This window comes from Ruegeria sp. G7 (assembly GCF_056535465.1).
Window position 1 is genome coordinate 1 of the sequence record NZ_JBQFIL010000009.1, and the last position, 23,062, is coordinate 23,062.

Annotated in this window: 9 protein-coding genes and 21 pseudogenes; 9 read left to right on the forward strand and 21 right to left on the reverse strand. The window is 61.0% G+C overall.

Annotation, left to right across the window (positions count from 1 at the left end; translation table 11 throughout):
* Positions 1–265: pseudogene (locus ACR3EN_RS21235) on the reverse strand (peptidylprolyl isomerase); the annotation flags it as partial.
* A gap of 129 nt (positions 266–394) precedes the next feature.
* On the opposite strand from ACR3EN_RS21235, the pseudogene ACR3EN_RS21240 reads away from it, so the two are divergent.
* The 4 pseudogenes from ACR3EN_RS21240 (at position 395) to ACR3EN_RS21255 (ending at position 4,547) form a co-directional block, all read left to right on the forward strand.
* A pseudogene (locus ACR3EN_RS21240) lies at positions 395–1,571 on the forward strand (phosphoglycerate kinase).
* 157 nt (positions 1,572–1,728) lie between these two features.
* Positions 1,729–2,026 (forward strand): annotated as a pseudogene (locus ACR3EN_RS21245) (FtsB family cell division protein).
* A gap of 171 nt (positions 2,027–2,197) precedes the next feature.
* A pseudogene (gene pdhA, locus ACR3EN_RS21250) lies at positions 2,198–3,185 on the forward strand (pyruvate dehydrogenase (acetyl-transferring) E1 component subunit alpha).
* A gap of 40 nt (positions 3,186–3,225) precedes the next feature.
* Positions 3,226–4,547, forward strand: a pseudogene (locus ACR3EN_RS21255) (pyruvate dehydrogenase complex E1 component subunit beta).
* A gap of 6 nt (positions 4,548–4,553) precedes the next feature.
* On the opposite strand, the gene ACR3EN_RS21260 reads toward ACR3EN_RS21255, so the two are convergent.
* On the reverse strand, positions 4,554–4,682 hold the full coding sequence (locus tag ACR3EN_RS21260; protein ID WP_480918554.1) for a hypothetical protein: 129 nt from the start codon (positions 4,680–4,682) through the stop codon (positions 4,554–4,556).
* Positions 4,683–4,804: 122 nt separating this feature from the next.
* Between ACR3EN_RS21260 and ACR3EN_RS21265 the strand changes: the two are divergent.
* A pseudogene (locus ACR3EN_RS21265) lies at positions 4,805–6,087 on the forward strand (pyruvate dehydrogenase complex dihydrolipoamide acetyltransferase).
* A 65-nt stretch (positions 6,088–6,152) separates the two neighbouring features.
* On the opposite strand, the gene cysE reads toward ACR3EN_RS21265, so the two are convergent.
* Entirely contained in the window at positions 6,153–6,962 is an 810-nt protein-coding gene (gene cysE, locus ACR3EN_RS21270; RefSeq protein ID WP_170432720.1) for a serine O-acetyltransferase, read from the reverse strand.
* Between the two features lie 62 nt (positions 6,963–7,024).
* On the opposite strand from cysE, the gene ACR3EN_RS21275 reads away from it, so the two are divergent.
* Entirely contained in the window at positions 7,025–7,384 is a 360-nt protein-coding gene (locus ACR3EN_RS21275; RefSeq protein ID WP_480918555.1) for a TraR/DksA family transcriptional regulator, read from the forward strand.
* Here ACR3EN_RS21275 and ACR3EN_RS21280 read toward each other — a convergent pair.
* From ACR3EN_RS21280 to ACR3EN_RS21355, 16 genes and pseudogenes are all read right to left on the reverse strand, one after another.
* Positions 7,275–7,529, reverse strand: a complete 255-nt coding sequence (locus tag ACR3EN_RS21280; RefSeq protein ID WP_480918556.1) for a DUF7742 family protein — start codon at positions 7,527–7,529, stop codon at positions 7,275–7,277. The two genes, ACR3EN_RS21275 and ACR3EN_RS21280, sit on opposite strands and share 110 nt — an antisense overlap.
* Positions 7,530–7,549: 20 nt before the next feature.
* Positions 7,550–11,457, reverse strand: a pseudogene (locus tag ACR3EN_RS21285) (baseplate multidomain protein megatron).
* Positions 11,457–11,902 (reverse strand): annotated as a pseudogene (locus tag ACR3EN_RS21290) (C40 family peptidase). The pseudogenes ACR3EN_RS21285 and ACR3EN_RS21290 overlap by 1 nt, the downstream one beginning before the upstream one ends.
* Positions 11,899–12,781, reverse strand: a pseudogene (locus ACR3EN_RS21295) (DUF2163 domain-containing protein). The pseudogenes ACR3EN_RS21290 and ACR3EN_RS21295 overlap by 4 nt, the downstream one beginning before the upstream one ends.
* Positions 12,781–13,407 (reverse strand): annotated as a pseudogene (locus ACR3EN_RS21300) (phage distal tail protein, Rcc01695 family). The pseudogenes ACR3EN_RS21295 and ACR3EN_RS21300 overlap by 1 nt, the downstream one beginning before the upstream one ends.
* 15 nt (positions 13,408–13,422) lie before the next feature.
* A pseudogene (locus ACR3EN_RS21305) lies at positions 13,423–14,079 on the reverse strand (phage tail tape measure protein).
* A pseudogene (locus tag ACR3EN_RS21310) lies at positions 14,066–14,274 on the reverse strand (rcc01693 family protein). The pseudogenes ACR3EN_RS21305 and ACR3EN_RS21310 overlap by 14 nt, the downstream one beginning before the upstream one ends.
* Positions 14,271–14,586, reverse strand: a pseudogene (locus ACR3EN_RS21315) (gene transfer agent family protein). The pseudogenes ACR3EN_RS21310 and ACR3EN_RS21315 overlap by 4 nt, the downstream one beginning before the upstream one ends.
* 4 nt (positions 14,587–14,590) lie before the next feature.
* A pseudogene (locus ACR3EN_RS21320) lies at positions 14,591–15,001 on the reverse strand (phage major tail protein, TP901-1 family).
* Between the two features lie 137 nt (positions 15,002–15,138).
* Positions 15,139–15,417, reverse strand: coding sequence for a hypothetical protein (locus tag ACR3EN_RS21325; protein ID WP_480918557.1), 279 nt, complete (start codon positions 15,415–15,417; stop codon positions 15,139–15,141).
* A gap of 12 nt (positions 15,418–15,429) precedes the next feature.
* Positions 15,430–15,743: pseudogene (locus tag ACR3EN_RS21330) on the reverse strand (head-tail adaptor protein).
* Positions 15,740–16,337 (reverse strand): annotated as a pseudogene (locus ACR3EN_RS21335) (head-tail connector protein). Before ACR3EN_RS21335 ends, ACR3EN_RS21330 begins: the two co-directional pseudogenes overlap by 4 nt.
* Positions 16,338–16,510: 173 nt before the next feature.
* Positions 16,511–17,684 (reverse strand): annotated as a pseudogene (locus ACR3EN_RS21340) (phage major capsid protein).
* 34 nt (positions 17,685–17,718) lie between these two features.
* Positions 17,719–18,261 carry an HK97 family phage prohead protease gene (locus ACR3EN_RS21345; protein ID WP_480918558.1) on the reverse strand — a complete coding sequence of 181 codons (543 nt, stop codon included), beginning with the start codon at positions 18,259–18,261 and terminating at the stop codon, positions 17,719–17,721.
* Positions 18,262–18,287: 26 nt separating this feature from the next.
* Positions 18,288–18,505 (reverse strand): annotated as a pseudogene (locus tag ACR3EN_RS21350) (GTA head formation protein, RCAP_rcc01685 family).
* A pseudogene (locus tag ACR3EN_RS21355) lies at positions 18,498–19,644 on the reverse strand (phage portal protein). The pseudogenes ACR3EN_RS21350 and ACR3EN_RS21355 overlap by 8 nt, the downstream one beginning before the upstream one ends.
* Positions 19,645–19,691: 47 nt before the next feature.
* Here ACR3EN_RS21355 and ACR3EN_RS21360 point away from each other — a divergent pair.
* Entirely contained in the window at positions 19,692–20,246 is a 555-nt protein-coding gene (locus ACR3EN_RS21360; protein ID WP_480918559.1) for a hypothetical protein, read from the forward strand.
* A 57-nt stretch (positions 20,247–20,303) separates the two neighbouring features.
* Here the strand turns inward: ACR3EN_RS21360 and ACR3EN_RS21365 are convergent, their stop codons facing one another.
* Complete coding sequence (locus ACR3EN_RS21365) at positions 20,304–20,438, reverse strand: hypothetical protein (protein WP_480425372.1); 135 nt, start codon at positions 20,436–20,438, stop codon at positions 20,304–20,306.
* 363 nt (positions 20,439–20,801) lie between these two features.
* Between ACR3EN_RS21365 and ACR3EN_RS21370 the strand changes: the two genes are divergently transcribed.
* Together ACR3EN_RS21370 and ACR3EN_RS21375 are read left to right on the forward strand one after the other, a co-directional pair.
* Entirely contained in the window at positions 20,802–21,437 is a 636-nt protein-coding gene (locus ACR3EN_RS21370; protein WP_480918560.1) for a hypothetical protein, read from the forward strand.
* Positions 21,392–21,487: pseudogene (locus ACR3EN_RS21375) on the forward strand (hypothetical protein); the annotation flags it as partial. The gene ACR3EN_RS21370 and the pseudogene ACR3EN_RS21375, both read left to right, overlap by 46 nt.
* Before the next feature lie 152 nt (positions 21,488–21,639).
* Here the strand turns inward: ACR3EN_RS21375 and ACR3EN_RS21380 are convergent.
* Positions 21,640–22,967 (reverse strand): annotated as a pseudogene (locus ACR3EN_RS21380) (DNA-packaging protein).
* Between the last annotated feature and the right edge of the window lie 95 nt (positions 22,968–23,062).

Consider the following 23,062-nt stretch of genomic DNA (forward strand, 5'->3'; position numbering starts at 1 on the left):
AAACTCGGCCGGAACGTTCGGCAGGGACGATCCGCCAGTACCGGCCATGCGCAGGTTGAATCCGTCTTCCATATCGCCGTGTTGTACATCGCCGGTCTGCGCCATGAACCCGTCAATCACCCGGTGAAGCCACGTTGTCATATTCTCCGCCACGGGCGAGTTCCTTCATCCGGGCACTATGCTGGGGAGCAATGTCCGGCAGCAGTTCGATAACGACGCTGCTGTCCTTCAGCTCGATAATGATTGTGTTTTCGGGATGGGCCATGAGGCCCTCCTGTCGTTTGGTCTTGGCCTACCTATGCCGCAGGCGTGAATGCCAAGTGACGCATTGACGTGACGGCAAAATGCAGGAAAAGAACCGCCTAATTCAGTTTGGGAAGACGAGGATCGCACGATGGGCTGGAAAACGCTGGACGACATGGATCTGAACGGAAAACGGGTGCTGGTACGCGTGGACATCAACGTACCCGTCGTGGATGGCACTGTCACCGACGCGACCCGCATTCAACGGATCGTTCCAACCATACGTGACATCCTGACGGCGGGTGGGAAGCCCACCTGCTGGCGCATCGCCCGTGGCGAGCGGCGCGAGGGCTGTCGCTTAAACAGCTTGTTCCGACGCTGGAGGCCGCCTTTGGCGCCAAAGTTCTGTTTGCCGCCGACTGCGTGGGCGCCGAGGCCGAGCTGGCCGCCGAAGAACTGCAGCCGGGCCAGGTGCTGTTGCTGGAGAACACCCGCTTTCACGCCGCCGAGACAAAGAATGATCCGGACCTGGCCGCCGGAATGGCCCGTCTGGGCGAGATCTGCAACGATGCCTTTTCCGCCGCACACCGCGCGCATAGCTCAACCGAAGCCATCGCACGCCTGCTGCCGTCCTGCGCGGGCCGTCTGATGCAGGCCGAGCTGGAGGCTCTGGAAAGCGCCCTTGGCGCGCCCAAGCGCCCGGTGACGGCAGTGGTTGGCGGGGCCAAGGTGTCGACCAAGCTGGAATTGCTGGGCAACCTGATCGACAAGGTCGATTATCTGGTGATCGGCGGTGGGATGGCGAATACCTTCCTTGTGGCTAAGGGTGTCAATGTCGGCAAGTCGCTGGCTGAAACCGCAATGAAGGACTCGGCCGCCGATATTCTCGCCAAAGCGGACAAAATCGGATGCAAAATCGTCCTTCCGCGCGACATCGTTGTTGCCGAGAAATTCGAGGCCAATGCACCGCACAAGGTGCTTGCCGCTGATCAGTGCACCGATGACGGCATGATCCTCGATGCGGGCCCCGAAAGCGTCGCGGAAATCACGGATGTTTTTGCGAAAAGCCAGACCCTGATCTGGAACGGTCCGCTGGGGGCGTTCGAGTTAGAGCCGTTTGATGCCGCCACCAATGCCGCAGCGCTCAAGGCGGCAGCACTGACCCGGTCCGGGCAGTTAATCTCGGTCGCGGGCGGCGGCGACACTGTCGCGGCTCTTAACGCATCAGGCGCGGCGCGGGATTTTCCTATATCTCGACCGCTGGTGGTGCGTTTCTCGAGTGGATGGAAGGCAAGACACTGCCCGGCGTGGCAGCGCTTGAACATTAGTCTGTTGCGCTCAAATCCCGCGCGCTAAGGCCGAAAGAACTCACGTTGACGCTTTTGCAGATCGGGGATTCACATCGCAGATCACCTGTGACATAGTGCGAACAGATGCCCGCAAAGGCACGTTTCTTGAGGCAGATTTCATACGGCGGTAAACAGAGTGTCCCGTTCCAACAGGCCCGGTCTGGGCGCAGTCGTTTTTTCTCGGTGGCTTTCATGCTGGGTGTGTATTTCACCTTTGCCGCCGTGCAGGAGACTATGGGCTATTCAGACGGGTTGAAATTGCGGCGGAACGGGACGCTCTGTCACACGACCTCGCCCGGCTGGATACCGAGATTTCCGAGATGGAAAACCTGACCCGCCGCCTGTCTGACACCTACCTTGATCTGGATCTGTTGGATCAACAGGCGCGTTCGGTTCTGGGCATGATCCGGGCCGACGAGATCGTCATCCGGTAACGGACCACAACCGGACTTTTGAGCCTCTTTGCCATTTCTTTCAAACAAGTATGCCGAGCCGGATTCCGCGCCTTGGACGCTGCGTCACATTTACTCTCGCCAGATTGCCTCAAATACTCTATGAAATAGTTTAACGCTAAACTATCTGTCCGGAAGGGGGAGATCGCCACGATGGCTGCGCGAAAAACCACAAAGAAACCAAATGTTTCTGCGGAAGAGCTGAAAACCTACTACCGCGAAATGCTCCTGATCCGCCGATTCGAGGAAAAGGCCGGTCAGCTGTATGGGATGGGTTTGATTGGCGGGTTCTGCCACCTCTATATCGGACAAGAGGCTGTTGTTGTTGGCCTTGAGGCGGCGACTGAGGAAGGCGACAAGCGCGTAACCTCCTACCGCGACCACGGCCACATGCTGGCCTGCGGCATGAACCCCGACAGCGTTATGGCAGAACTGACCGGGCGCGAGGGCGTATTCCAAGGGGAAAGGCGGCTCGATGCACATGTTCTCGAAGGAGAAGCACTTTTACGGCGGCCACGGCATCGTGGGCGCTCAGGTGCCGATTGGCGCCGGGCTGGCCTTTGCGGACAAGTATAAAGGAAACGACCGCGTCACCTTCACCTATTTCGGCGATGGCGCCGCGAACCAGGGACAGGTTGCCGAAACCTATAACATGGCCGAGCTTTGGCAGCTGCCAGTGGTGTTTGTGATCGAAAATAACCAATACGCCATGGGGACCTCTGTCAAACGCGCCACCAAGAGCCCCGATTTCTGGGAACGCGGTGCCGCCTATGGCATCGCCGGTCAGGAAGTCGACGGTATGGATGTTCTTGCCGTCAAAGCAGCCGGTGAAACGGCCGTCGCCCACTGCCGGGCCGGGAAAGGGCCGTACATTCTGGAAATTCGCACCTACCGCTATCGCGGTCACTCGATGTCCGACCCGGCCAAATACCGAACCCGGGAAGAGGTGCAGAAAGTCCGCGAGCAGAGCGATCCGATCGAACATGTGCGCGAACTGCTTCTGACGGGCAAACACGCGACCGAGGATGATCTGAAGGCCATCGACAAAGAAATCAAGGAAGTCGTGAACCAGGCCGCTGAATTCTCGAAAGAAAGCCCCGAGCCGTCGCTGGACGAGCTTTGGACAGATATCTACGCCTGAGAGGACGAATAGACATGGCAACATCGCGCTTTCGCCCACGATGGAAGAAGGCACATTGGCCAAATGGCTGATCAAAGAAGGCGATACCGTGAACTCCGGCGATATTATGGCCGAGATCGAAACCGACAAGGCGACGATGGAGTTCGAGGCCGTTGACGAAGGCATCGTCGGCAAGATCCTCATCCCCGAAGGCACCGAAGGGTCAAGGTCAACACCGCCATCGCGATCCTGGTGGAAGAAGGTGAAGACGCCTGCCCTGCCGCGGCGGCGCCCGCCGCCGCAGCGGTTGCCGAGGCCGCCCCTGCGGCGGTTGAGGCGCCCGCTTCTGTCGCGGCGGCGCCTGCTGCGCCACAGGTTGACCTGTCCCCGACTGGCCAGCGGATGCCGAAATGGCACAGCACACTGTACGTGAAGCCTTGCGCGATGCGATGGCCGAAGAGATGCGCCGCGACGAAGACGTGTTCCTGATGGGCGAAGAAGTCGCCAGTATCAGGGCGCTTACAAGGTCTCGCAGGGTCTGCTGGACGAGTTTGGCGCGAAACGCGTGATCGACACACCGATCACCGAACACGGATTCACCGGCATCGGTGTCGGCGCTGCATTTGGTGGTCTGAAACCAATTGTCGAGTTCATGACCTTCAACTTTGCCATGCAGGCGATGGATCAGATCATCAATTCGGCCGCCAAGACGCTCTATATGTCCGGCGGTCAGATGGGCTGTCCGATCGTCTTCCGAGGTCCCAACGGTGCCGCCGCCGCGCGTGGCCGCCCAGCACTCGCAGGACTACGCCGCATGGTACATGCAGGTGCCTGGCCTCAAGGTTGTGATGCCCTATTCGGCGGCGGACGCCAAAGGTCTTTGAAGTCCGCCATCCGCGATCCCAACCCGGTAATCTTCCTCGAAAACGAGATCATGTATGGGCGCTCGTTCGACGTGCCGCAGGTTGAGGATCTGACCATCCCGCTGGGCAAGGCACGCATCTGGCGCGAGGGCGCGGATGTGACCATCGTCAGTTTCGGTATCAGCATGCAATATGCGCTTGAGGCCGCGGACAAGCTGGCCGAAGAGGATCAATGCCGAGGTCATCGACCTGCGCAGCATCCGTCCGATGGACACCGGTGCGATCATCAACTCGGTGATGAAAACCAACCGTCTGGTGACCGTTGAAGAAGGCTGGCCGCAAGGGTCCGTCGGCAACTACATCAGTTCCGTGGTGATGCAGGAAGCGTTCGATTATCTGGACGCTGATCAACCTCACCGGTAAGGATGTTCCGATGCCCTATGCCGCGAACCTGGAGAAGCTGGCCCTGATCACCACGGATGAGGTGATCGCGGCGGTGAAACAGGTGACCTACCGGTAATGGAGATCAGGGGCCGCGATCCAGCAGCCGGAATGCTACCGTGTCGACATCACCATCGCCGACCGTACCGTGACGGCGCTGGTGCCGGAACGGCTGGCGGCGGATACGCATCTGACCGGTTCGCGCCCCTCTCATCAGACAGCCTATGAATGGATGGCTGAGAACAAGAAAAATCGAAGCTGCGATTGCGACCTCTCGCACGCGGCACGGGCGCCAAGCGCCCTATGACCAAATTACTCTGATTGAGGAGCGCTGAGATGCCCACCGAAATCCTGATGCCGCCCTGTCGCCGACGATGGAAGAAGGCACGCTTGCAAAATGGCTTGTCAAAGAAGGTGACACCGTCTCCTCCGGCGATCTGCTGGCCGAGATCGAAACCGACAAGGCGACCATGGAGTTCGAGGCTGTTGACGAGGGCACTGTCGGCAGATCTTGGTTCCGGAAGGAACCGAAGGGGTGAAGGTCAATACCGCCATTGCGGTCCTGCTGGAAGAGGGCGAAGCGCAGATGATATCGCTGCGACGCCCGCCAAGGCGCCAGAGGCGGCCCGGCCGCCGACGAGGCTGCCGCGCCAGCGCACCCGAGGCGCCCGCCCCTGCTCCGGCGGCTCCGGTCAAAGCGGATGGGGGCCGTATCTTTGCTTCCCCTCTGGCCCGTCGCATCGCCGCGCAGAAGGTCTTGATCTGGCGCAGATCAGCGGTTCAGGTCCGCATGGCCGCATCGTCAAGGCGGATGTGGAAAGCGCAACTGCCACCGCGCCTGCACCCGCCGCTACAGCAGCAGCATCGGCGCCTGCCGCTGCACCGACTGGTCCATCGGCCGATATGGTCGCGCGGATGTACGAGGGTCGCGAATACGAAGAAATCCAGCTCGATGGTATGCGCAAAACCATCGCCGCCCGTCTGGCCGAAGCCAAGCAGACCATCCCGCATTTCTACCTGCGCCGCGATATCAAGCTGGACGCTCTGTTGAAATTCCGGAGCCAGCTCAACAAGCAGCTGGAAGCGCGCGGTGTGAAGCTGAGCGTCAATGACTTTATCATCAAGGCTGTTGCAAACGCTCTGCAGCAAGTTCCTGAATGCAATGCCGTCTGGGCGGGCGATCGGGTTCTGCAACTGAAGCCCTCGGATGTGGCAGTCGCCGTCGCCATCGAAGGCGGCTTGTTCACCCCGGTTCTACAGGACGCCGACACCAAATCACTGTCTGCGCTGTCGACCGAGATGAAAGACCTCGCAGCCCGTGCGCGTGAACGCAAGCTGGCCCCGCATGAGTATCAGGGCGGCACTTTCGCGGTCTCGAACCTTGGCATGTTCGGCATCGATAATTTCGACGCCATCGTAAACCCGCCGCATGCAGGCATTCTGGCGGTCGGAACCGGTCTCAAGAAACCTGTTGTCGGCGATGATGGTGAATTGACGGTGGCAACCGTGATGTCGGTGACGATGTCTGTCGATCACCGGGTCATTGACGGCGCGCTTGGGCGCAACTGCTGCAGGCGATCGTGGACAATCTGGAAAACCCGATGGTCATGCTCGCCTGAACCCACAGGACTGTATCAAAAAAGGCCGCCTAGTTCAGGGCGGCCTTTTCGTTGAACGATTTGACCTACTGGTCTTTGCCGAGCATATGATCCATCGAAATCGACGGCTGATCACATCCCGCCTCTCCGACGATCTTGGCTGGGATACCGGCAACCGTCTTACAGGCCGGAACCTCCTGCAACACCACCGATCCGGCGGCAATGCGGCTGCAATGACCCACTTCGATATTGCCCAGAACCTTCGCGCCAGCGCCGATCAGAACACCGTTCCCAATCGTCGGATGGCGCTGTTCCTCTTCCTTGCCGGTTCCGCCCAGTGTCACCGAATGCAGCATCGAGACGTTGTCTCCGACTACAGCGGTCTCACCAATGACGATGGAGTGGGCATGGTCGATCATGATGCCCTTGCCAATCTTCGCGGCCGGATGAATGTCGATTCCGAATATCTCAGACGAGCGCATCTGGAAGAAATACGCCAGATCATGACGGCCCTTCCGCCACAGCCAGTGGGCCACGCGATAGGCCTGCATGGCCTGATACCCTTTGAAATACAGGATCGGCTGCAGCAAACGGTGGCAGGCCGGATCACGCTCGTAGACGGCCATCAAATCGGCGCGGGCGGCTTCGATCAGGCTGGCATCATCGGCATAGGCTTCATCCACGATTTCGCGCAGAACCATCATCGACATTTCATTCGACGACAGTTTTGCCGAGATCCTGTAGGACAAAGCGCGTTCAAGACTGCGGTGGTGCAGGATACAGGCATGCACCAGCCCGCCCATCAGGGGTTCTTTCTCAACGGCCGCAGTGGCCTCGGACGTGATGCGATCCCAGACCGGATCGACGGAAGTAACCTGGCTGCGCGTTTCAAACATGGCTTTTGATCCTTTGCTGCGCCTAGAATGCCATTTAGTGGCAAAAGGCCAAACGCAAACCCGTGATCGACGAAGCAACGAAAATGAATGACTCCCAACGCGCCTATTTCAAGACCCGAATCCGTGATCGGCTGGCGGAGTTGGAAACCCTGTCCGCCTCCGGTCAGCAGGCGCAGGCCATCGTAGAGTTGGATCAACAGGCGATAGGGCGGCTCAGTCGTATGGACGCATTACAAAATCAGGCGATGGCCAAGGCGCAGCAGGCCAATCGCGATCTCGAGGTGCGCCGCCTGAACGCCGCTCTGGCCCGCATCAACGAGGATGAGTACGGCTATTGCGAGGACTGCAGCGATGACATTCCGCATGCTCGGCTGAATCTGGACCTGGCGGCGAGCAAATGCGTCGGTTGTGCCGCAGGCTGATACAGTTTCGCAGAAGCAATTCAAAACACTGGCAATATTGAACGCAGTCAAATCCGTGTTTGTCCGCCAAAAACCGTTCGCAGGCCGCCGCCATGAGCGCGCCGTTCTCGTAGAGCGGGTGCCGCCATCTGACATCTCCATGCAAAACGGGTCGCAGGGGATGTTTTACCCGACCGCCAGACGCGACACCGCACCGGGACCGTAGACAGCCGAGACCTGCGCCACCTCAACGTCGAAAGGACCCGTAAGGCCGTCAGCGGATTTCTGATCCCTCGTGTAGGTCCAGTGAGGTTCGGAAATCACAACCTCCCGCAACAGCACGCCCTCGGCGCGCACGCGCAGCAGATAAGATCGCTTTCCTCCCCCAACGGAACATCCAGACCGGCCCAGTCATCTCCATCGACGCGCGTGCGTCGAATCCACGATATGTGATCCCCGGCTGCCGAAGGCATGGCCCTCAGATGCACCGGCGCATGGGGGCGCAACCCATTGCCGTCGAAGGTTTCAACCAGGTATTCATACGATGGGTCGTCATAGCTGCGGGTCGCAGGGCCGATGCGGTAATGTCGGCCACACGCCGCTCGGTCCGTTGCAGGCTGGTCTGGTACACACGTTCATCCAGCAATACGAACATCGACCCCTCGGGCCAGACATCCGGCATCAGCGCATCCGTACCCAACTGTCCGCGCAACCGGCCGGACGGGGTATAGACGCCGGATCCTGCAACGTGGCGTCCGCAAATTGAAACACCTCCCAGTTTCCAGGCGTACCGTCCCCGATGGCCGCCAAGTTGGCACCGTTCAAAGCGCTGCACGCGGCTGCGATTCCAACAGACCGTCGATCAGGTTGACCCGTAGCCCCGCACCTTCATCCCAGAGCCCGGAACCGGCGCGCGCAAGCGGTCTCGGTGAAGCCGATGGTGGCTTGTCCGGCAATCACATCGCGCAGCGCATAATCCTCGTCCGAGGCCGAGGCATAAACCGCAACGCTGCCAGGCCAGGGATCGGCAGACACCGCCAAATGCGGCGCATGCGGTTCCTCGGATCCCGTCATCAGCGGCAATCCAGAAACACCGGCACGACGGGACCGGCGCAACAAAGGGTTTGGCGGTAACCGCATCCTCCTGCAGTTCGCTCGCCGTATACACGCCGCGCTCGATCCGCACAGCGTCAGCCAGCTGCATCTCGGCCTTTTCCAAACGGTCGATGCGATAGAGCGCTCCGGCGTCCTCGCCGGACAGGCGCACCACATCCCCTGCGCCCAGATGCATCAGCGATGCTGGCAGGGCAAACCGCGCGGTCTCGCGCGAGACCCGCGCTTCGCTCAACCAGCGTTCAACAGTCTGGCGCCCCTCACGCGTCATCGACAGCGGCATTTCGTTGACGGACACCGCGTGCGTGCGGGTGTCCGGCAAGACCGCTTCTTCGGCCACCAGATCATGATCGGCATCGGATTGCACAAACCGTAACCGGACCCGACCGGTCATTTCGGCCTCGGCTTCGCGCCGATATTCGACACTGCCGTCAAGATCGGAACTGACCGCCAGATGATCGGGTATTACATCAACAGCGCCGCGACCGCTGCGCATCTGGAACCGCAGACGCCCGTCACGCTCAATGGCATCGAACCCATAGCGCAGCATGAGCGGCTGCAATGCCGCGCGCGCGTCCGAGACATCTTCGACCGCATAGCCGCGAACCGTACCGAACAGCGCCGAAACGTCGATATCCGTGACCCCGGCCCCGTGGCAGATTTCCGTCACAACGGACGCCAGCGTACGGCTGCCGGATCGACCGTTTAGCCAATGGCCCCGGGCATAGTTTTCACCATCGCTCCATTGGCTGCGCAGGTTGGGAAGGTCGGATCCCAGGCCCAGACATAGGCGTTGGACATATCCACCATTGGGCCACCATAGATGTCCGAGACCGGATTGATCTGCGGATCGCCCCAATACCCCAACATCGCCGTCAGATACTGCGCCTGCATGAAGTCGTCGCGCAGACCGTTGAATACAAAGGCAAGCTGGATTCCGAAGACTTCGGATCCAGAAATTTGTTGGGCTGGTTGGTCCCTTTGTCGACCGCGGCGCAGCCCGCTCGGTGAACCAGATGGGTTTCGAGCCCGGCACCCAATCGGTCGGGTCCTCCTGCCGGACACCCCTATCCGTTCGTGATGCAGGTTGGACCACCAGCTGCGCAGATCTTATAGCGCCAGATCCACGGCTCATGGTCGCCATCCCCAATCGGGGTTCTGATCTGCGCCGCCGCCTCTTCAGGAGAGGCATAGAACCAGTCATACCCCTCACCGCCCTCGATGTTGCCGCGCAGATACGCCAGATCGTAAATCGAGCCGGACGCGGCATCCAGATGATCCTCACCCTCGCGCCAGTCCGACAAGGGCATGTAATTGTCGATGCCGATAAAATCGATGGCGTCATCCGCCCACAGCGGGTCGAGATGAAAATACCTGTCACCGCTGCCGGACGGCTGATAGCCGAAATACTCGGACCAGTCCGCCGCATATCCGATTTTGGTCTCCGGACCCAGGATCTGACGCACTTCGGCGGCAAGTCTTCAACTGGGCCACAGCCGGAAACCCGGACAGGCCGCAGATCTGTGTGAGCCCGCGCATTTCCGAGCTGATGCAAAGGATGCCACGCCGCCGGCCGCCTGCACAGCGCGGCATAATGAAGAATGAACCGGCGCAGACCCCATTCGTCGGGACCGCGATAGCTGACCGTCCCATCGCCAATGGCAAAATCGCTGGCGCGTGCAGGCCGAAGAACGCGGCCACCTGTGTATCGGCCGCCGCCGTCTGGTCCGGGGACCCGTCCCGCCCCGGCGCCACATCAATGTGATGCGCCCACGCCAGGGCAGATGCGGCTGATCCGGCGCATCCGACCACGGGTCGGGCAGGCCATTGCCCTGCAATTGTTCCATCAGAATAAACGGGTAGAACATCACCCGTTTGCCGGTGTTTTTCAGATGCTGAATGGCCTGCACAACAGCGGCATCCGCGGGCGTGCCCCGTAAACAGGGCGATCATCCTGATAGGTCACAACCTGGGCCGATCCTCGGTTCAGGCCAGAAACGGACCATGGCATGTTCTGCCCGTCAATGTCGTCCCGCACCACCTTGGGTCGAATCCGGCACATCCCGCAGCGCAGATCATCCCCGAACCAGGACACAATCAGCGAGGCGGCGTCGCAGGCCGGCAGTTCTTTTCAAGAGCCCGGGTCGAGGTCACCAGATCCGGCAGCCCAGAAGCGGAATTGACATTTGCGGCCCAGCTCTTGCCGCGTCCCTTGGAATAGTTCACCTGACTGCTGGCCAGCGCATATCTTCGCCGGTTCCGGCATCAGCGCCACGCCGCGAACGATTTGGGACAAGGCATCGGGGCGGTCCGGCATGTCAGGCTGCACAGGACGTACCACTTCAAACGAGAATTGCGGGACGCGGTTTCCAAATGCCGCAAGCTGGAAATCCTCGATCACCACATATGCGGTTCCGCGATACGCCGGAACGCTGCCCGCGCCTTCGATGGCCTCGATCACAGGATCGGGCAGCTGATCAGGTGTTCCTTTGTAGATGCGCATGTTTAGACCGGCGCGCTCCAGCTCCTCACCATCGGCCCAGATGCGCCCCACATCGGCGATCTCGCCGGCTCCGACCGCGATGGCCAGGGAAATGGAATAGCTGTAGGTGACCGTTGTGACCTCTGGCGGTTTGGGCTTGCCCTTACCGCCTCCGGCCGACGCGTGGTGGTCGACGTGCGGCGGGTTTCCAGAAAATCCGACGCCCAGATCACCTGCCCCCAACGCGCATACGGCCAAAGATGGTGGCCACAGGCGCCCCTTCGCCGGTTTCCGTCAGGCGGAACCGGTCCATGCGGCCGGTTTCGACCACTTCGCTGCCGCCGCCCATCACGGACTGGCTCATCAGCCGCTGGTCGATAACCCGACCCAGAGTGGCACCAACCGCGCGGCCGATAACAGCGGTCGACAGACCCGCCACCGTGCCCCCGATGGAGCCTCCGAGCGCGGCACCGGCCGCAGAAAGAAGAATTGTAGCCATCAGAGCTCCTCCAACGGGAATTCGAAACAGGCAACGACCCGGCGTCGCCAAGGCTCGCTCAAGGCGCTTTCGACAACGCCATACCCGGAATAGGAATGAATAAAGCGCGCCTCTGGACCCGGCTCGCTAACAATCCCCAGATGTTTGGCGACGCCCCTGTCGCGCATCCGGAACAGAACCACGTCCGCAGTCGCCATCGCGTCGGAAGGTTTCTCTATCAAATGACGCCGGGCAGCCGCCCACATACGCTCTTCGCCCTGCGGCTCGGACCAGTCCATGCTGTAGACGGGCACCGCCTCGGGCTCATGCCCGATCACCGCACGCCACACACCACGCAGCAGTCCAAGACAATCCGCTCCGGCCCCCTGACCGAAGCCTGGTGCACGTAAGGCGTGCCAAGCCAGCGGCGCGCCTCGTCAATAATGTCTGCTCTGCGACCGTTCACCGAATACTGCCCCCTGTGTTCGCCTTGTTCTGTTTGGGAACGGACATCACCCAATCCTCGCCGGGCAGATCCGGAAATCCTTGAAAGTTCAGCAGGTTGTTGAATTTCAGGCGGCAGGTCTGCATGCGTTTGTCGCATCCGGCTGTCAGCCTTACCCGATCTCCGACGGACAAACCGCCACCGATACCGGACCACAGCGTGATCTGGCGGCCAGCTTCAACCTGGCGGTCGTGCTGAACCGATGCCCACAGCCCCTTGGCCGGACCCGACAGAACGTCCAGTCTGCCACGCGAGAACCAGCCCTCGTCAGCGGTTTCACCCCCGCTCAGGCGCAGCAGGGTTCCGCCGTCAAAACCGGATATGTCCGCTTCAACCCAATATCCCGGCGCGTCCATGTTGAACCGGCAGTTCTTATCGCCCAGCACCGCCGTGCAGGGCTTTTGGTACAAGCGCCCCAACGGGCGGTTCAGCAGGTCGGTCAACCCGCGCAATTCCGCGTGAAGGCACCGCCGGCGCGGCGCAGTTCGCCAATCGAGCCCCGAAACTGCAACGCACGCTGATCGGGGTTCGCCCAATTGACCAACCAGGCCCGAACCTCGGCCCCGTCAAACCGACCCGCTTCGATATCGTCCTCGCGAACCGCCGCGTCGGACAAGGCGCCCATGGCCTCGGAATTGTCGATCGACAGGCCCGTGGCCTGTTCGATGGCCGCCGCCGTCGGGTACTGGCCTTGAAGGTCAAGCCGTCAAACCGCAGTTCCATATCGTGATCGGTAAAACCAAAGGTCTGCCCGTCGGTACGGGTAATCGCCCAACACCGGCAAACCGTCGTGAAGCCGCCTTGCAGATGTGCGTGCAGGCCGTCAGTATCCCCGCTCATCAGACCCGCACCTCGACCACTGGTACATTCGGGGCGTCACCCGCCTGAAAACTGGCCACGCTGGTTTGAATCCTGTCCGTATCGAACCGCACCGGAACATCGAATTCGAACCCGGCGGTGATCTCGACCTGCTCTGGCGGTGGATCGGCAAAAGTGACCGACCCTGTGTTCAGATCCACCTCAAAGTCTACACCTTCGCGCATCTCATCCTGGTCGATACCCAGCCGCACCGTGCCCAGCACCGGTTTGGCAATGGGCCGCACATAGCTGACCCCGCCCGAACTGTAGGTTTTGACCAGCTGAAACGCGGTCTGCGTGCCGTCGCCGCGGCAATGACCTGATCCCCTTTGTCGACATTCGCTGACGCCGCGCCGGACTTGAAATCCGACCAGTCTTTCCAGCGGAACCCGAACATCTGACCCTGACGCGCCTCAAAACGAGATCAGCGTTTCGATATCGTCCAGCGACCGCATCCCAAGACCCGCATCGTAGCGCCTGCGCGAATGCGCCCAGGGCGTGTTGCGTTCCTCGAAACCGTTGGCCAGCGTCACGATATCCGTGCGCCGTTCCGGTCCCCCGACCGAAAAGCTCAGGCTGGCCGGAAATCTCACCTCGTGGAAATTCATGACTGTCTCCCGGACTTATCTGTTGCGATTGCCGCGTCCCAGGGCGCGGCTCATCTGGGCCGCGATCTGGCCCTGGCTGCGGCGAAATCCCTGCACATCGGGCGTGGTGATATTCATCACCACATTCACGGCGCGCCCGCCGCCGAGTTGCGAACGCCCAGCTTGCCATCAGGTCCGCGGGCCAGCGGCATGATCGCCTCGGGCCCGGCCTCACCATCAACCGGTGCCGCCGCGCATTGGAAACGCGGTCGGCCCGCTGATCACGCCGCCGCTGGCAAACGGCATAACCCGGCCCTGGCTGAAGCTGCCGCCATCGGCAAAGGCAAGAGCCCCTGAACCAGGCTACCAACACCATTGGCCAGCATGCCGCCGAAATGGTCCGTCACGGGCTTGATGGCCGCTGAATAGGCCGTGCGGATCATCGAGTTCTTCAGCACATCCAACGCATCCGACAGGTTCATCCCGTCCAGAACGACGCCATCAAAGCCTTGCGCAATCCGCCGGACATGCCGCGTTCAAGCGTGGCCACATCCTTACCTGTCTCTTCAAGGCCGCACTGATCCGTTTCATCTGGCCATCAAAGGCCGCTGCCATGGTGGCGGCATCCCCCAAAGCGTCGCCCAGCGCCTCTCCCTGCTCCTGCAGGTCGTCAAATCCATCACGATCCGTCATCACGCTCTCCTTGTGTCTTGTCCGGATAGGCCGCCAGCAAGGCATCCAGGCCCGCCCGGTTCATCGCCGGCATAACTGCGCCCTGCCCCAACATCAGCCGCAGCTCGGCCGGGTCAGACGCCAGAACTGCTCCGGCGTCAGGCGCAAACCCAGTACCCCGGCCCGCATCAGCGCGGGCCAGTCGAACCCGCTCATGGCTCCGCTACCATGAAGGCCCGCGCCAGCAATTCGGCCGCTGCCTTGGCGCCTGCCATCGGCCCGCCTTCGATCTCGGCATGCAGCAGGTCGGCTGGCTCACTTCGGCCCCACCACCGCGCAAACCCGCGACAATTAACGCCAGCACATCGACGCTGGAGTAGGCCCCGCCTTCGAACCGCTGAACCAGGTCGACCAGCGAGCTTGCACCCAACTCCTGTTCCAGCTCCGCCAGCGCGCCAGCGTCAGCTTGAGCACCCGTCGCTCCCCATCGATGGTCAATGCCACCTCGCCCGTCCACGGATTGGCCATCGATTTACAGCGCCGTAAAGATCAAGGCACCGGCGCTGGCCAGGCTCATCTCATAGGTCGCCTCGCCGTTATGCGAACCCGCATATTCGATGCCGGTCACCTGAAACGGCCTCGACAATGCCGAAATCGGGAATGATCACCTGAAACCCGGGTGTCTCGCTGTCGAAAAACAACTGCCGCGCCCGTTCGTCCGTGCCTGCATCCTTGAACACGCCAGAGCCTGAGATCGCCGCCGATTTGACGCCCGCGCCGGATAGCAACTCACGCCAGCCCCCTGACTTTCCAGGCTGGTCACATCCACGCTTTCCGCGTTGAAACGGACCCTGGTGGCACGCAGCCCCGCGACAGTCTCGAACAGGCCCGAGCCGTTCATATCCACTTTGACCAGCAGGTCTTTTCCGTTCTGGGCACCCATGCTCTCTCAATGATTGCTTAGTCGTCTTCCACGCGGGCGCGGATCTCAGGTCGATCTGGCGGGTTGCTCCACCGGTTCCCGTACGCCGCGCCGACGCGCGCTCGAACCACAACCCGACCCGCGGCCCCGACCGAGGTTTAGCGGCGCGTCTTCCAGCGCGTCACAGACCGCTCCGGCCAGAGTTTTGCCGCGTTGAACCCTGCAACTTCGGACACCACGGACACCGTGAACCGATGTACCGCTCCTGCGCCGGATCGATCCGCCTCTCGCACCTCTTCCGACCCAGTGTGACAGGTCTGCGGACCGCCCAGCAGGCGCAGCGTCGCCGGTTGCCCTCCGGACAGGTGTCGACCTCGGTGTCCGCCGAGCTGCTGAAACACCGCCGCCTGCAAAGCGGCTGAAACCCCATAGCTCATGCCGCCACCTCTTCATCCGCAAAGTCGGTATTGACCGCGTACATCCCTGTCGGCGACAGCCTGGATCACAAAACGACGGTTGCCCTCCCGGAACCGTTGATCCGGCGTGGACGCATACTCGATCCCTCGGGCGCTCCCCGGACCACAATGCGATAACCGACCCGAGACACCGGGACACCGGAAAGTCGCGCTGTGCCGCTGCGCTCGGTCACCTCGGCCCAAAGCGCCCCCAGAAACTGCCAGGTTTCGTCAAAGCCGCCAGCGCCATCCGCCACCCTGACCGGTGCCTCCAGCACCAGCTTGCGGTTCAGATGCGGCGCGCTCATTGCGTCACACCGGCGCCAAAGCGCACCATGCGATACCGCTGGATCAGACTGGTCACACCAAACGGCATGCAGCCATCGCTCAGCGCGGTTTCGTCGCGATATTCGTAGTAATGCGCCGCAAGCTGCAACACTGCCTGCCCCAGATCCGCCGGCAACCCGCCCCAGTCTGCCGCCATGCCTGCAATGAAAGCGATCCTGACCGATCCGCCAGTGGCAATCGCGGGCAAAACGCGCACTGGCGGGTCGCAGCCTTGGGCGCTGACTGTCCGGTTCAAGCCGATAGACGACCGTATCCACAACACTCGCGTTGCCTGCCGCGTCGCTCATCGTTACATCCTCGACCGATGAGATCGGGGCGACTGGCAGTATCTCACCCGCCCGGTCCCGCCACGCTCAAAGTCCATGAGAACTCCCGCGTAATCAGCACCTTACCGGTGCGCGCCTCAATGGCTGCAATCGCCGCGCGCAAAAACCCTTCAGCACTTCGTCTTGCACGCTCTCTTCGGCAAACCCAGTACCCAGCCGCAGATGCGCCTTGAACTGATCCACCGGCGGCGCCGTATCCGCGATGGCGGTTTCTTCGATCAACATCATCCATTCACTCCGCAATCTCGGACCCCTCCGGGGCCGCATCCTTGGAAAATGACGGGCACGCGCCGCCCCACGTTGCTCGGACGGAGGGGAGCAGCTAGACAACGCAGGGATCTCACCCGGCCCGCGCCCGCCGCCGGACCGCGGGTTACCCCGCGCCCCGGATCCGCCACCGCTTACGCGATGCCGAATTTCACCAGCTTGTCGCGGCAAAGTCGCTGACGTCGCCACCGACGCTTGGTCGCGTAAAACAGAACATGCGGCTTGGCGCTGAACGGATCACGCAGCACGCGCAGGTCGGGGCGTTCGGCAATGGTATAGCCCGCCCGGAAGTCACCGAAGGCAATCGACAGGCTGTCAGTTGCCGCATCGGGCATATCCTCGGCGATCAGAACCGGATACCCCATCAGACGCGCAGGCTCACCGGCCGCCAGACCATCAGACCACAAGAAGCGGCCATCACTGTCTTTCAGCTTGCGGATCAGACCGGCGGTTTTCGAGTTCATCACAAAGGTGCCGTTGACCCGATATTGCGCGCCCAGCGCATAGACCACATCCACGATGGCATCGGCATCCACACCGCCGTCGATGCCGGACGCGATATAGCCAAGGCTGCCCCAGGACCAGGTGTCCTCAGACACCGCACGATGGATCAAAGACCCTTGGGCTTGTCGACGCCATCGCCGTTGATGAACGATGCGGCCTCGGCGCGCGCGAACTTGTCAGCGATCCGACCCGCCAGCCAGCCTTCGACATCAAACGCGCTGTCATCCAACAGACGTTGCGAGGCTTTGGGCAATGCGCTCAGTTCGTGCAGCGGGATCGAAATACGGTCAATCATCGGCGTCGCAGTCTCGGTAGTGGCTGCGGTTTCATCCGCCCAGCCTGCGCCGACATCGGTGTGGTCGACCAGCACGTCGAACGAATTCGCCTCGACATTGACCACCGAGGCAATCGACCGGATCGAGGCTGTCGAGTTCAGCACCGACTTGATCGTCTCGGCGGTCTGCGGGTCGATCAGATAACCGCCCTCGCTATTGACTGTCGTCGACAGCGATTTGGATTCGATCTCAAGGCCGCGCAGCGTGTCATCGTCACCCGACCGCACATAAGCGTCAAGGCCTTCTGATGCGGTGCCCCATCTTCGTTCGATGCCGCAAGATGCGGGCGTGCCGCAATGGTTGATTTTCGATCCAGCATGGTTAGTCGCTCTTCTGTCTGTTGCAGTTTGGTTTTAACTTCGGCTTTCAGCCCCTTGAATTCATTCACGAAGCCAGTCATCGCCTGCTTCACCTCCTGAACCAGGGGTGCACCCTCTCCGGTCAAGGCCGGGGTTTCGGTCTTGCTCATCAGCTCTTCCTTCTTCGGGTGGGTTTGAGGCGCGCTAGGTCCGCGCCAGCTCCTGCCGGGCGTCGTCGAACACCTCGGCAATACAGCGCCAGGTGTTCTCGGTCTCAGGGTCGCTCCCCTTTGCCGCCACCCGCGCACTGGGCAACATCGGGAAGGTCACCAAAGACACCTCCCAAAGCTCCAGTTCAGTCGGGACCCGCTGGCCCTTGTCATTCTTCACAGCCCGCTTGGTGCGATAGCCAATCGACAGACCATCCATTGCACCCGCCCGGATCAGTTCCGCCGCCTCACGGCCCTTCTGCGTGCTCTCCAGCAGACGCCCCTTGACCCAAAGGCCCTTGTCGTCCTCACACCTCGTCCCAGACTCAATGGGCTGCGCCGGGTCGTGCTGCCACAGCATCTTCACCCGCCGACCCGCATTCGCTGAGCTGGCCACCGACGCACGATAGGCACCCTTCTGCACCACATCGCTGCCCTGATCGACCTGTCCGAACAGGCTGGCATAACCTTCGATGACTGCATCCTCGGTCACCGACAAGCCCTCTCCGAACCGCGCGAACTTATGCTCCAAATCCATAAACGTCTCCATGTAACTCTCTGAACTCACGGCGTTACCACGAGGAACGACTGAAACGCCTGCGCCAGGATCACCGCCGCCACTCCATAGACCGTCAGCCACAATCGCCGCTCCACCGCTCCATCATCTCTTCGATCTGATCCAGCCGTCGGCACAGATGCGCGTGCTGAATCTCAGCCACCCGTTCATGCGCAGCCAGGCGCAGACCCGGCGCGCATTCAAACGGAGGATACGGATCAGCCATCCGTACGCTCCGGCAAACCCAGCAACGCGCGCTTCTCGGCATCGCTCAGGAAATCTGACCCGCTGACCCGCGCCCATTGAGCATCGCGTTCCGCTGCCAAAGCCGGCACCTGATCCAGATCGGGTTTCAGCACCAATTCTTCGCCAGTAAAGCCCACCAGCCATTCCGAAACCGCCGCCGCCACCCGCGTCACCAGGCAGCACGGTCAGGCGATAAAACGCCCGGTTGGCCTCCTGATAGTTCGAATAGGTCGCGTCGCCCTGGATCCCCAGCAGCATCGGCGGGACCCCAAAGGCCAGCGCGATCTCGCGGGCGGCGGCTTCCTTGGTCTTTTGAAACTCCATATCGGACGGAGAGAACCCCATCGGCTTCAATCCAGCCCTCCTTCCAGAACCATCGGACGACCCGCATTACGCGCCCCGCGATAGTTCTGCTCAATCTCATCGGACAAACGCCGGAACCGATCCTCGGCCATCACCCCATGGCCATCGCCTTTCCACACCAGCGCCCCGAGGGCCGCGCCGCATTGTCCAACAACGATTTCGACCACCGAGACGCGCTGTTATGCACATCAATCGCCATCGCCGCCGCCTGCATCGGTGAATCCATAATGATCATCCTGCGGGTGGAACGACTTGATATGACAGATGTTTTCCGCCGCAAACCGGTGCTTCTTGCCGCCCACCGCGTAGTCATATGCCTTGGGCCACCATCCGCGCCGCCACCACGCTCATCCGATCAGATCGCAAGACATGCAGCTCAACCGGCAGGCCCTCGTCGGTCTGCACCGCCTCAACATATGCATTGCCCGACAGCAGCAACTGCCCGAACAAGGCTTCCATCAACTCCGCCCGCCCCTGCACCGCATTCGGACGGCGCATCAGCGACAGGATCGGATGAGTATCAAACCGCTGCGCCTGATCCTGCAGCACCAAGCAACGCCGCCGCCGCCTCGGCAATCAGCTTGACCGAGCGGAACCCCACGGATTCCCGAAACCCCGTCCGCGTCAGCGAAACCGCATCCGAGGGCTCCACGCCACGCGCCCGCCCGTCTGCCACGCCACCACAGGCCCCGCCGCGCTCGCCTTCGCCTCGGGTGCTGTTTCAGCCGACCCGCGACGCAAGAAATCGAATACCATCTGTGCTCCTTTCTGCCGCCGCTCTGCCCGGCTTGTTGAAAAGAGTTATGACGGAAAGACGTTTAAGCCTCGGGAATGGGGCGTACGGGGTGGGCAACGGTTTGAACTTAGGGATGCACGGCCGTCTCGACAGACTTCTCAAAAAGGTGGAATTGGAATTTTGGACCGCGTATCAAACAATTATGATGGCTGAATTTTTCAAACGATTCAAACTTGCCAGATGGTGGCCGTGGATGGGCCTAGCATTGGTCCTGGCCGTTGCTTTACTTGGCGGCGTGGTGGGTGACGTTTGGATGTTGGTGCTGGTCTTGGGTATCGTCTGCAGTATGTTCGCTGGCGTAGCATTTGGCGGGCACATTGCGCGCACTATGAACCAGCACGTTTTCAAATTTAGTCTCAGCTTAGAAAACCGATTGGTTCAATCGCTTCAAGTATTTGGGTTTTTGTCGTTTCCTATCGTTGTCGGCTGGTTTGCGAATACTTTCTTGGATGCCGGGGTCGAAATGTACTCACTCAGGCAACACATGTTGTGGAATTGCATACTCAGTGCGGGTGCATTTTTACTAAGACCCGATGAACCGGACATCAGAACTGACAAGTGATTTGCCTCGAAATTTGGGTCGTTGCAGCGAAAATTCTGAGGACTTTTAAAAAAACCATCACAAAGCCCGCACCCGCGGTCGCCGATAAGTTCCCTCAAGCCCCACAACCAACTCATGCAACGCCCAGACCAGCGCGTCGACCCGGTCGGGCGAACCCTGCCGCTTGAACCCGCGCGCGGTCGTCTGGCACATCATTCCTCCAGCGCGTCCAGCCTAAAGACGCGAGTTCCTTAACCACGAAAATCGTCATTGGGAAACACCCGCTTGCGCCCACCGAACACACGCATAGGATACCCTGAAACACCCCTAAACACCGCATTGTTTTCCAACAAAGGTAGACCCATGCACCCATGGAGAACGTTCTCCTCACGCTCCACACTTGTTTCGGCCAAAGTCGTTGCGCTCTCAACAGGGATTGGCGCGACACTCGGCGGTTTGCGTTCGTCCCCCGATACAGTTTGGACCGATATCTGGGCCGGTGCGTTGACGGGGTTGGTCATATCCGTTTGCTGTCTGATTGCCGAATTTCAGGTCTTTTCCAACCCCAAATTCCGGATGGCGCGCCGGGTAAGACCGATCTTTCTAATGGCCGTGCGGGGCGCTGCCTACAGCCTATTCATCATCTTTGGGCTGTTTCTCCCCGGCCTGGTTTTTGATGTTGAAACCCCGTGGCTAAACCCCGGTTTTGCCGAACGTTTTATCATATCCTCCGGCATCGCCTTTTCTTTCTCGGTCGGCGTAGAAATCACGCGGCTGCTGGGCAAAGAGGCGATGGTCGCCCTGATTTCCGGACGATACACCCGGGCGCGGCTGGAAAACCGGACCATTCTTTTTGCGGATGTCATCAACTCAACCGCGCTGGCCGAGACCATTGGTCAGCTTCGTTTTCACGACTTCCTGCGCGATGTGGCGTTGGATCTGGCTGAGGCTGTCGAACTCGCGCGCGGAGACGTCCATAAATACGTCGGTGATGCGATCATTGTGACATGGCCGGGAGCAACCGCAGCCTCCTGTGCGGCTGGACTGACTTGTGCAAAGAAATGCACAGAATTTTGGCCCACCGATCCGCCTACTACAAAGAAACCTATGGAACCGAAGCCCGCATTCGCGTGGCGATCCACTGTGGTCAGGTCGCCGCTGGCGAAATCGGCGACTGGAAAAAGGAAATTGCACTTCTGGGCGATCCCATGAACACTGCTGCCCGCATCGAAAAGGCCGCCAAGGCATTCGACGCGTCTATCGTCCTTTCAGACGAGGTTGCGCGACAGTTGTCGGAACAAGCCTCACAACGCTTAACCCGGCTCCCCGTCTACCAAGCTCCGGGGAAAAGGAGGAGCTTGTGTTGTGGTCCGCATAGTGACGCTGATGCGCTCCGAGCCGCCATAGGCCATCCTCACAATGTCCTAACCCTAGGCCGCCGATACGCCCCTGCAGGCCCCACCACCAACTCATGCAACGCCCAGACCAGCGCGTCGACCCGGTCGGGTGAGCCCTGCCCCTCAAACCCCCGTGCGGTCATCTGGCACATCTGCTCTTCCAGCGCGTCCAGCCCGACCACATGGCTTACCCGCCCCTGTTCGTACAGAGCCGCCACAGGTTCCGCTCGCGCGACCTTGCCGCGCGACGCCCGCACCGCCCGATAAGGCACCAGAGGGTCCACCTGCCGCACGACCTCTTCCACCAGTTGCCCGCCCTGATTGACCTCGGCCACCAGCCGTTCGGCCCCAAACTCATCCATCGTGCCAATCGCCGCTTGCGCCCAGCCCGCCGGGCCAACGCCCTGCACCGTCCGGTCAGCCAGCACATAGGCCCGCCAGTCCTCCGGCGGCCTTGCACCTGCGCGCCGACCACTACGATTCCGCAAGCATCCGCATCCAACCCCGCGGTCACCGCCACCACGATGCGATCCAACGCGGGCACCTGCGCGCAGCGCGCCGCCTCCAGCATCGACCCGGTCCACAACGCCCCTTCAGCATCCGACAACAGCACCCCGTCCAACTCCTGCCGCCCCAGCCGCGTGCCCGCGTAGCGCGCGTACCTCGGCCAAAAACGAGCCTGCCAGATTGGCCCGGTTCGCCTCGGTCGGGGCGTGGGTCTGCACGGTAGAGGGCGACGCCAACAAGTCCTTCAAGACTTTCACATTGCGCGGCGTGGTCGTCACACAGACCCGTGGCCGTTCGCCCAAGCGCAACGCAAATTGCAACATATCCCAGGTCTCATCCGCCTTTTTCCACTTGGCCAGTTCATCCACCCAAGCCGCATCAAACTGAGGCCCCGCAGCCCCTCGGGATCATGCGCCGAAAACGCCTGCGCCTCAGCCCCGTTGGGCCAGATCAACTTGCGTTCCGATGCCTTCCACGTGGGCCGCCGATCCGGCGGCGAGCACTGCAAAATCCCGCTATCGCCAAAAATCATTACATCGCGCACCTGATCGAAGGTCTCGCCGACCAGAGCCACACGACACGCCTCACCGCGATCCAACGGCTTTGACCCTTCGACCATTGACCGAACCCATTCGGCCCCGGCCCGCGTCTTACCTGCGCCTCGACCGCCCATGATCACCCAAGATCGCCAGTCACCCTCGGGTGGCAGTTGGTGTGGCAGCGCCCAGAATTCAAACAGGAAAGGGAGGGCACACAGCCCTCCCTCCCCGATCTCACTCAGAAATCTCTCTCGCACCGCAGCATCGGCGGAGGCGAGCCAGCCTGCACCCGATCTCAGATCGTGCCCGATCAAGGTCGAGCGCGTACCCTCCTTGGGCAATACCGGCTTGTCTGTGATGTTGTTCGACAAAGCTTGTCTCCACTTTCCTGACA

What these genes read in the sequence shown, in the direction of transcription:
- ACR3EN_RS21345 (WP_480918558.1), bottom strand. Translation starts at nt 18,261, where the DNA reads ATGGATTTGGAGCATAAGTTCGCGCGGTTCGGAGAGGGCTTGTCGGTG.
- ACR3EN_RS21260 (WP_480918554.1), bottom strand. Translation starts at nt 4,682, where the DNA reads ATGAGAGGGGCGCGAACCGGTCAGATGCGTATCCGCCGCCAGCCGTTC.
- ACR3EN_RS21325 (WP_480918557.1), bottom strand. Translation starts at nt 15,417, where the DNA reads ATGAGCTATGGGGTTTCAGCCGCTTTGCAGGCGGCGGTGTTTCAGCAG.
- ACR3EN_RS21360 (WP_480918559.1), top strand. Translation starts at nt 19,692, where the DNA reads ATGACGGAAAGACGTTTAAGCCTCGGGAATGGGGCGTACGGGGTGGGC.
- ACR3EN_RS21370 (WP_480918560.1), top strand. Translation starts at nt 20,802, where the DNA reads ATGGCGCGCCGGGTAAGACCGATCTTTCTAATGGCCGTGCGGGGCGCT.
- ACR3EN_RS21365 (WP_480425372.1), bottom strand. Translation starts at nt 20,438, where the DNA reads ATGTGCCAGACGACCGCGCGCGGGTTCAAGCGGCAGGGTTCGCCCGAC.
- cysE (WP_170432720.1), bottom strand. Translation starts at nt 6,962, where the DNA reads ATGTTTGAAACGCGCAGCCAGGTTACTTCCGTCGATCCGGTCTGGGAT.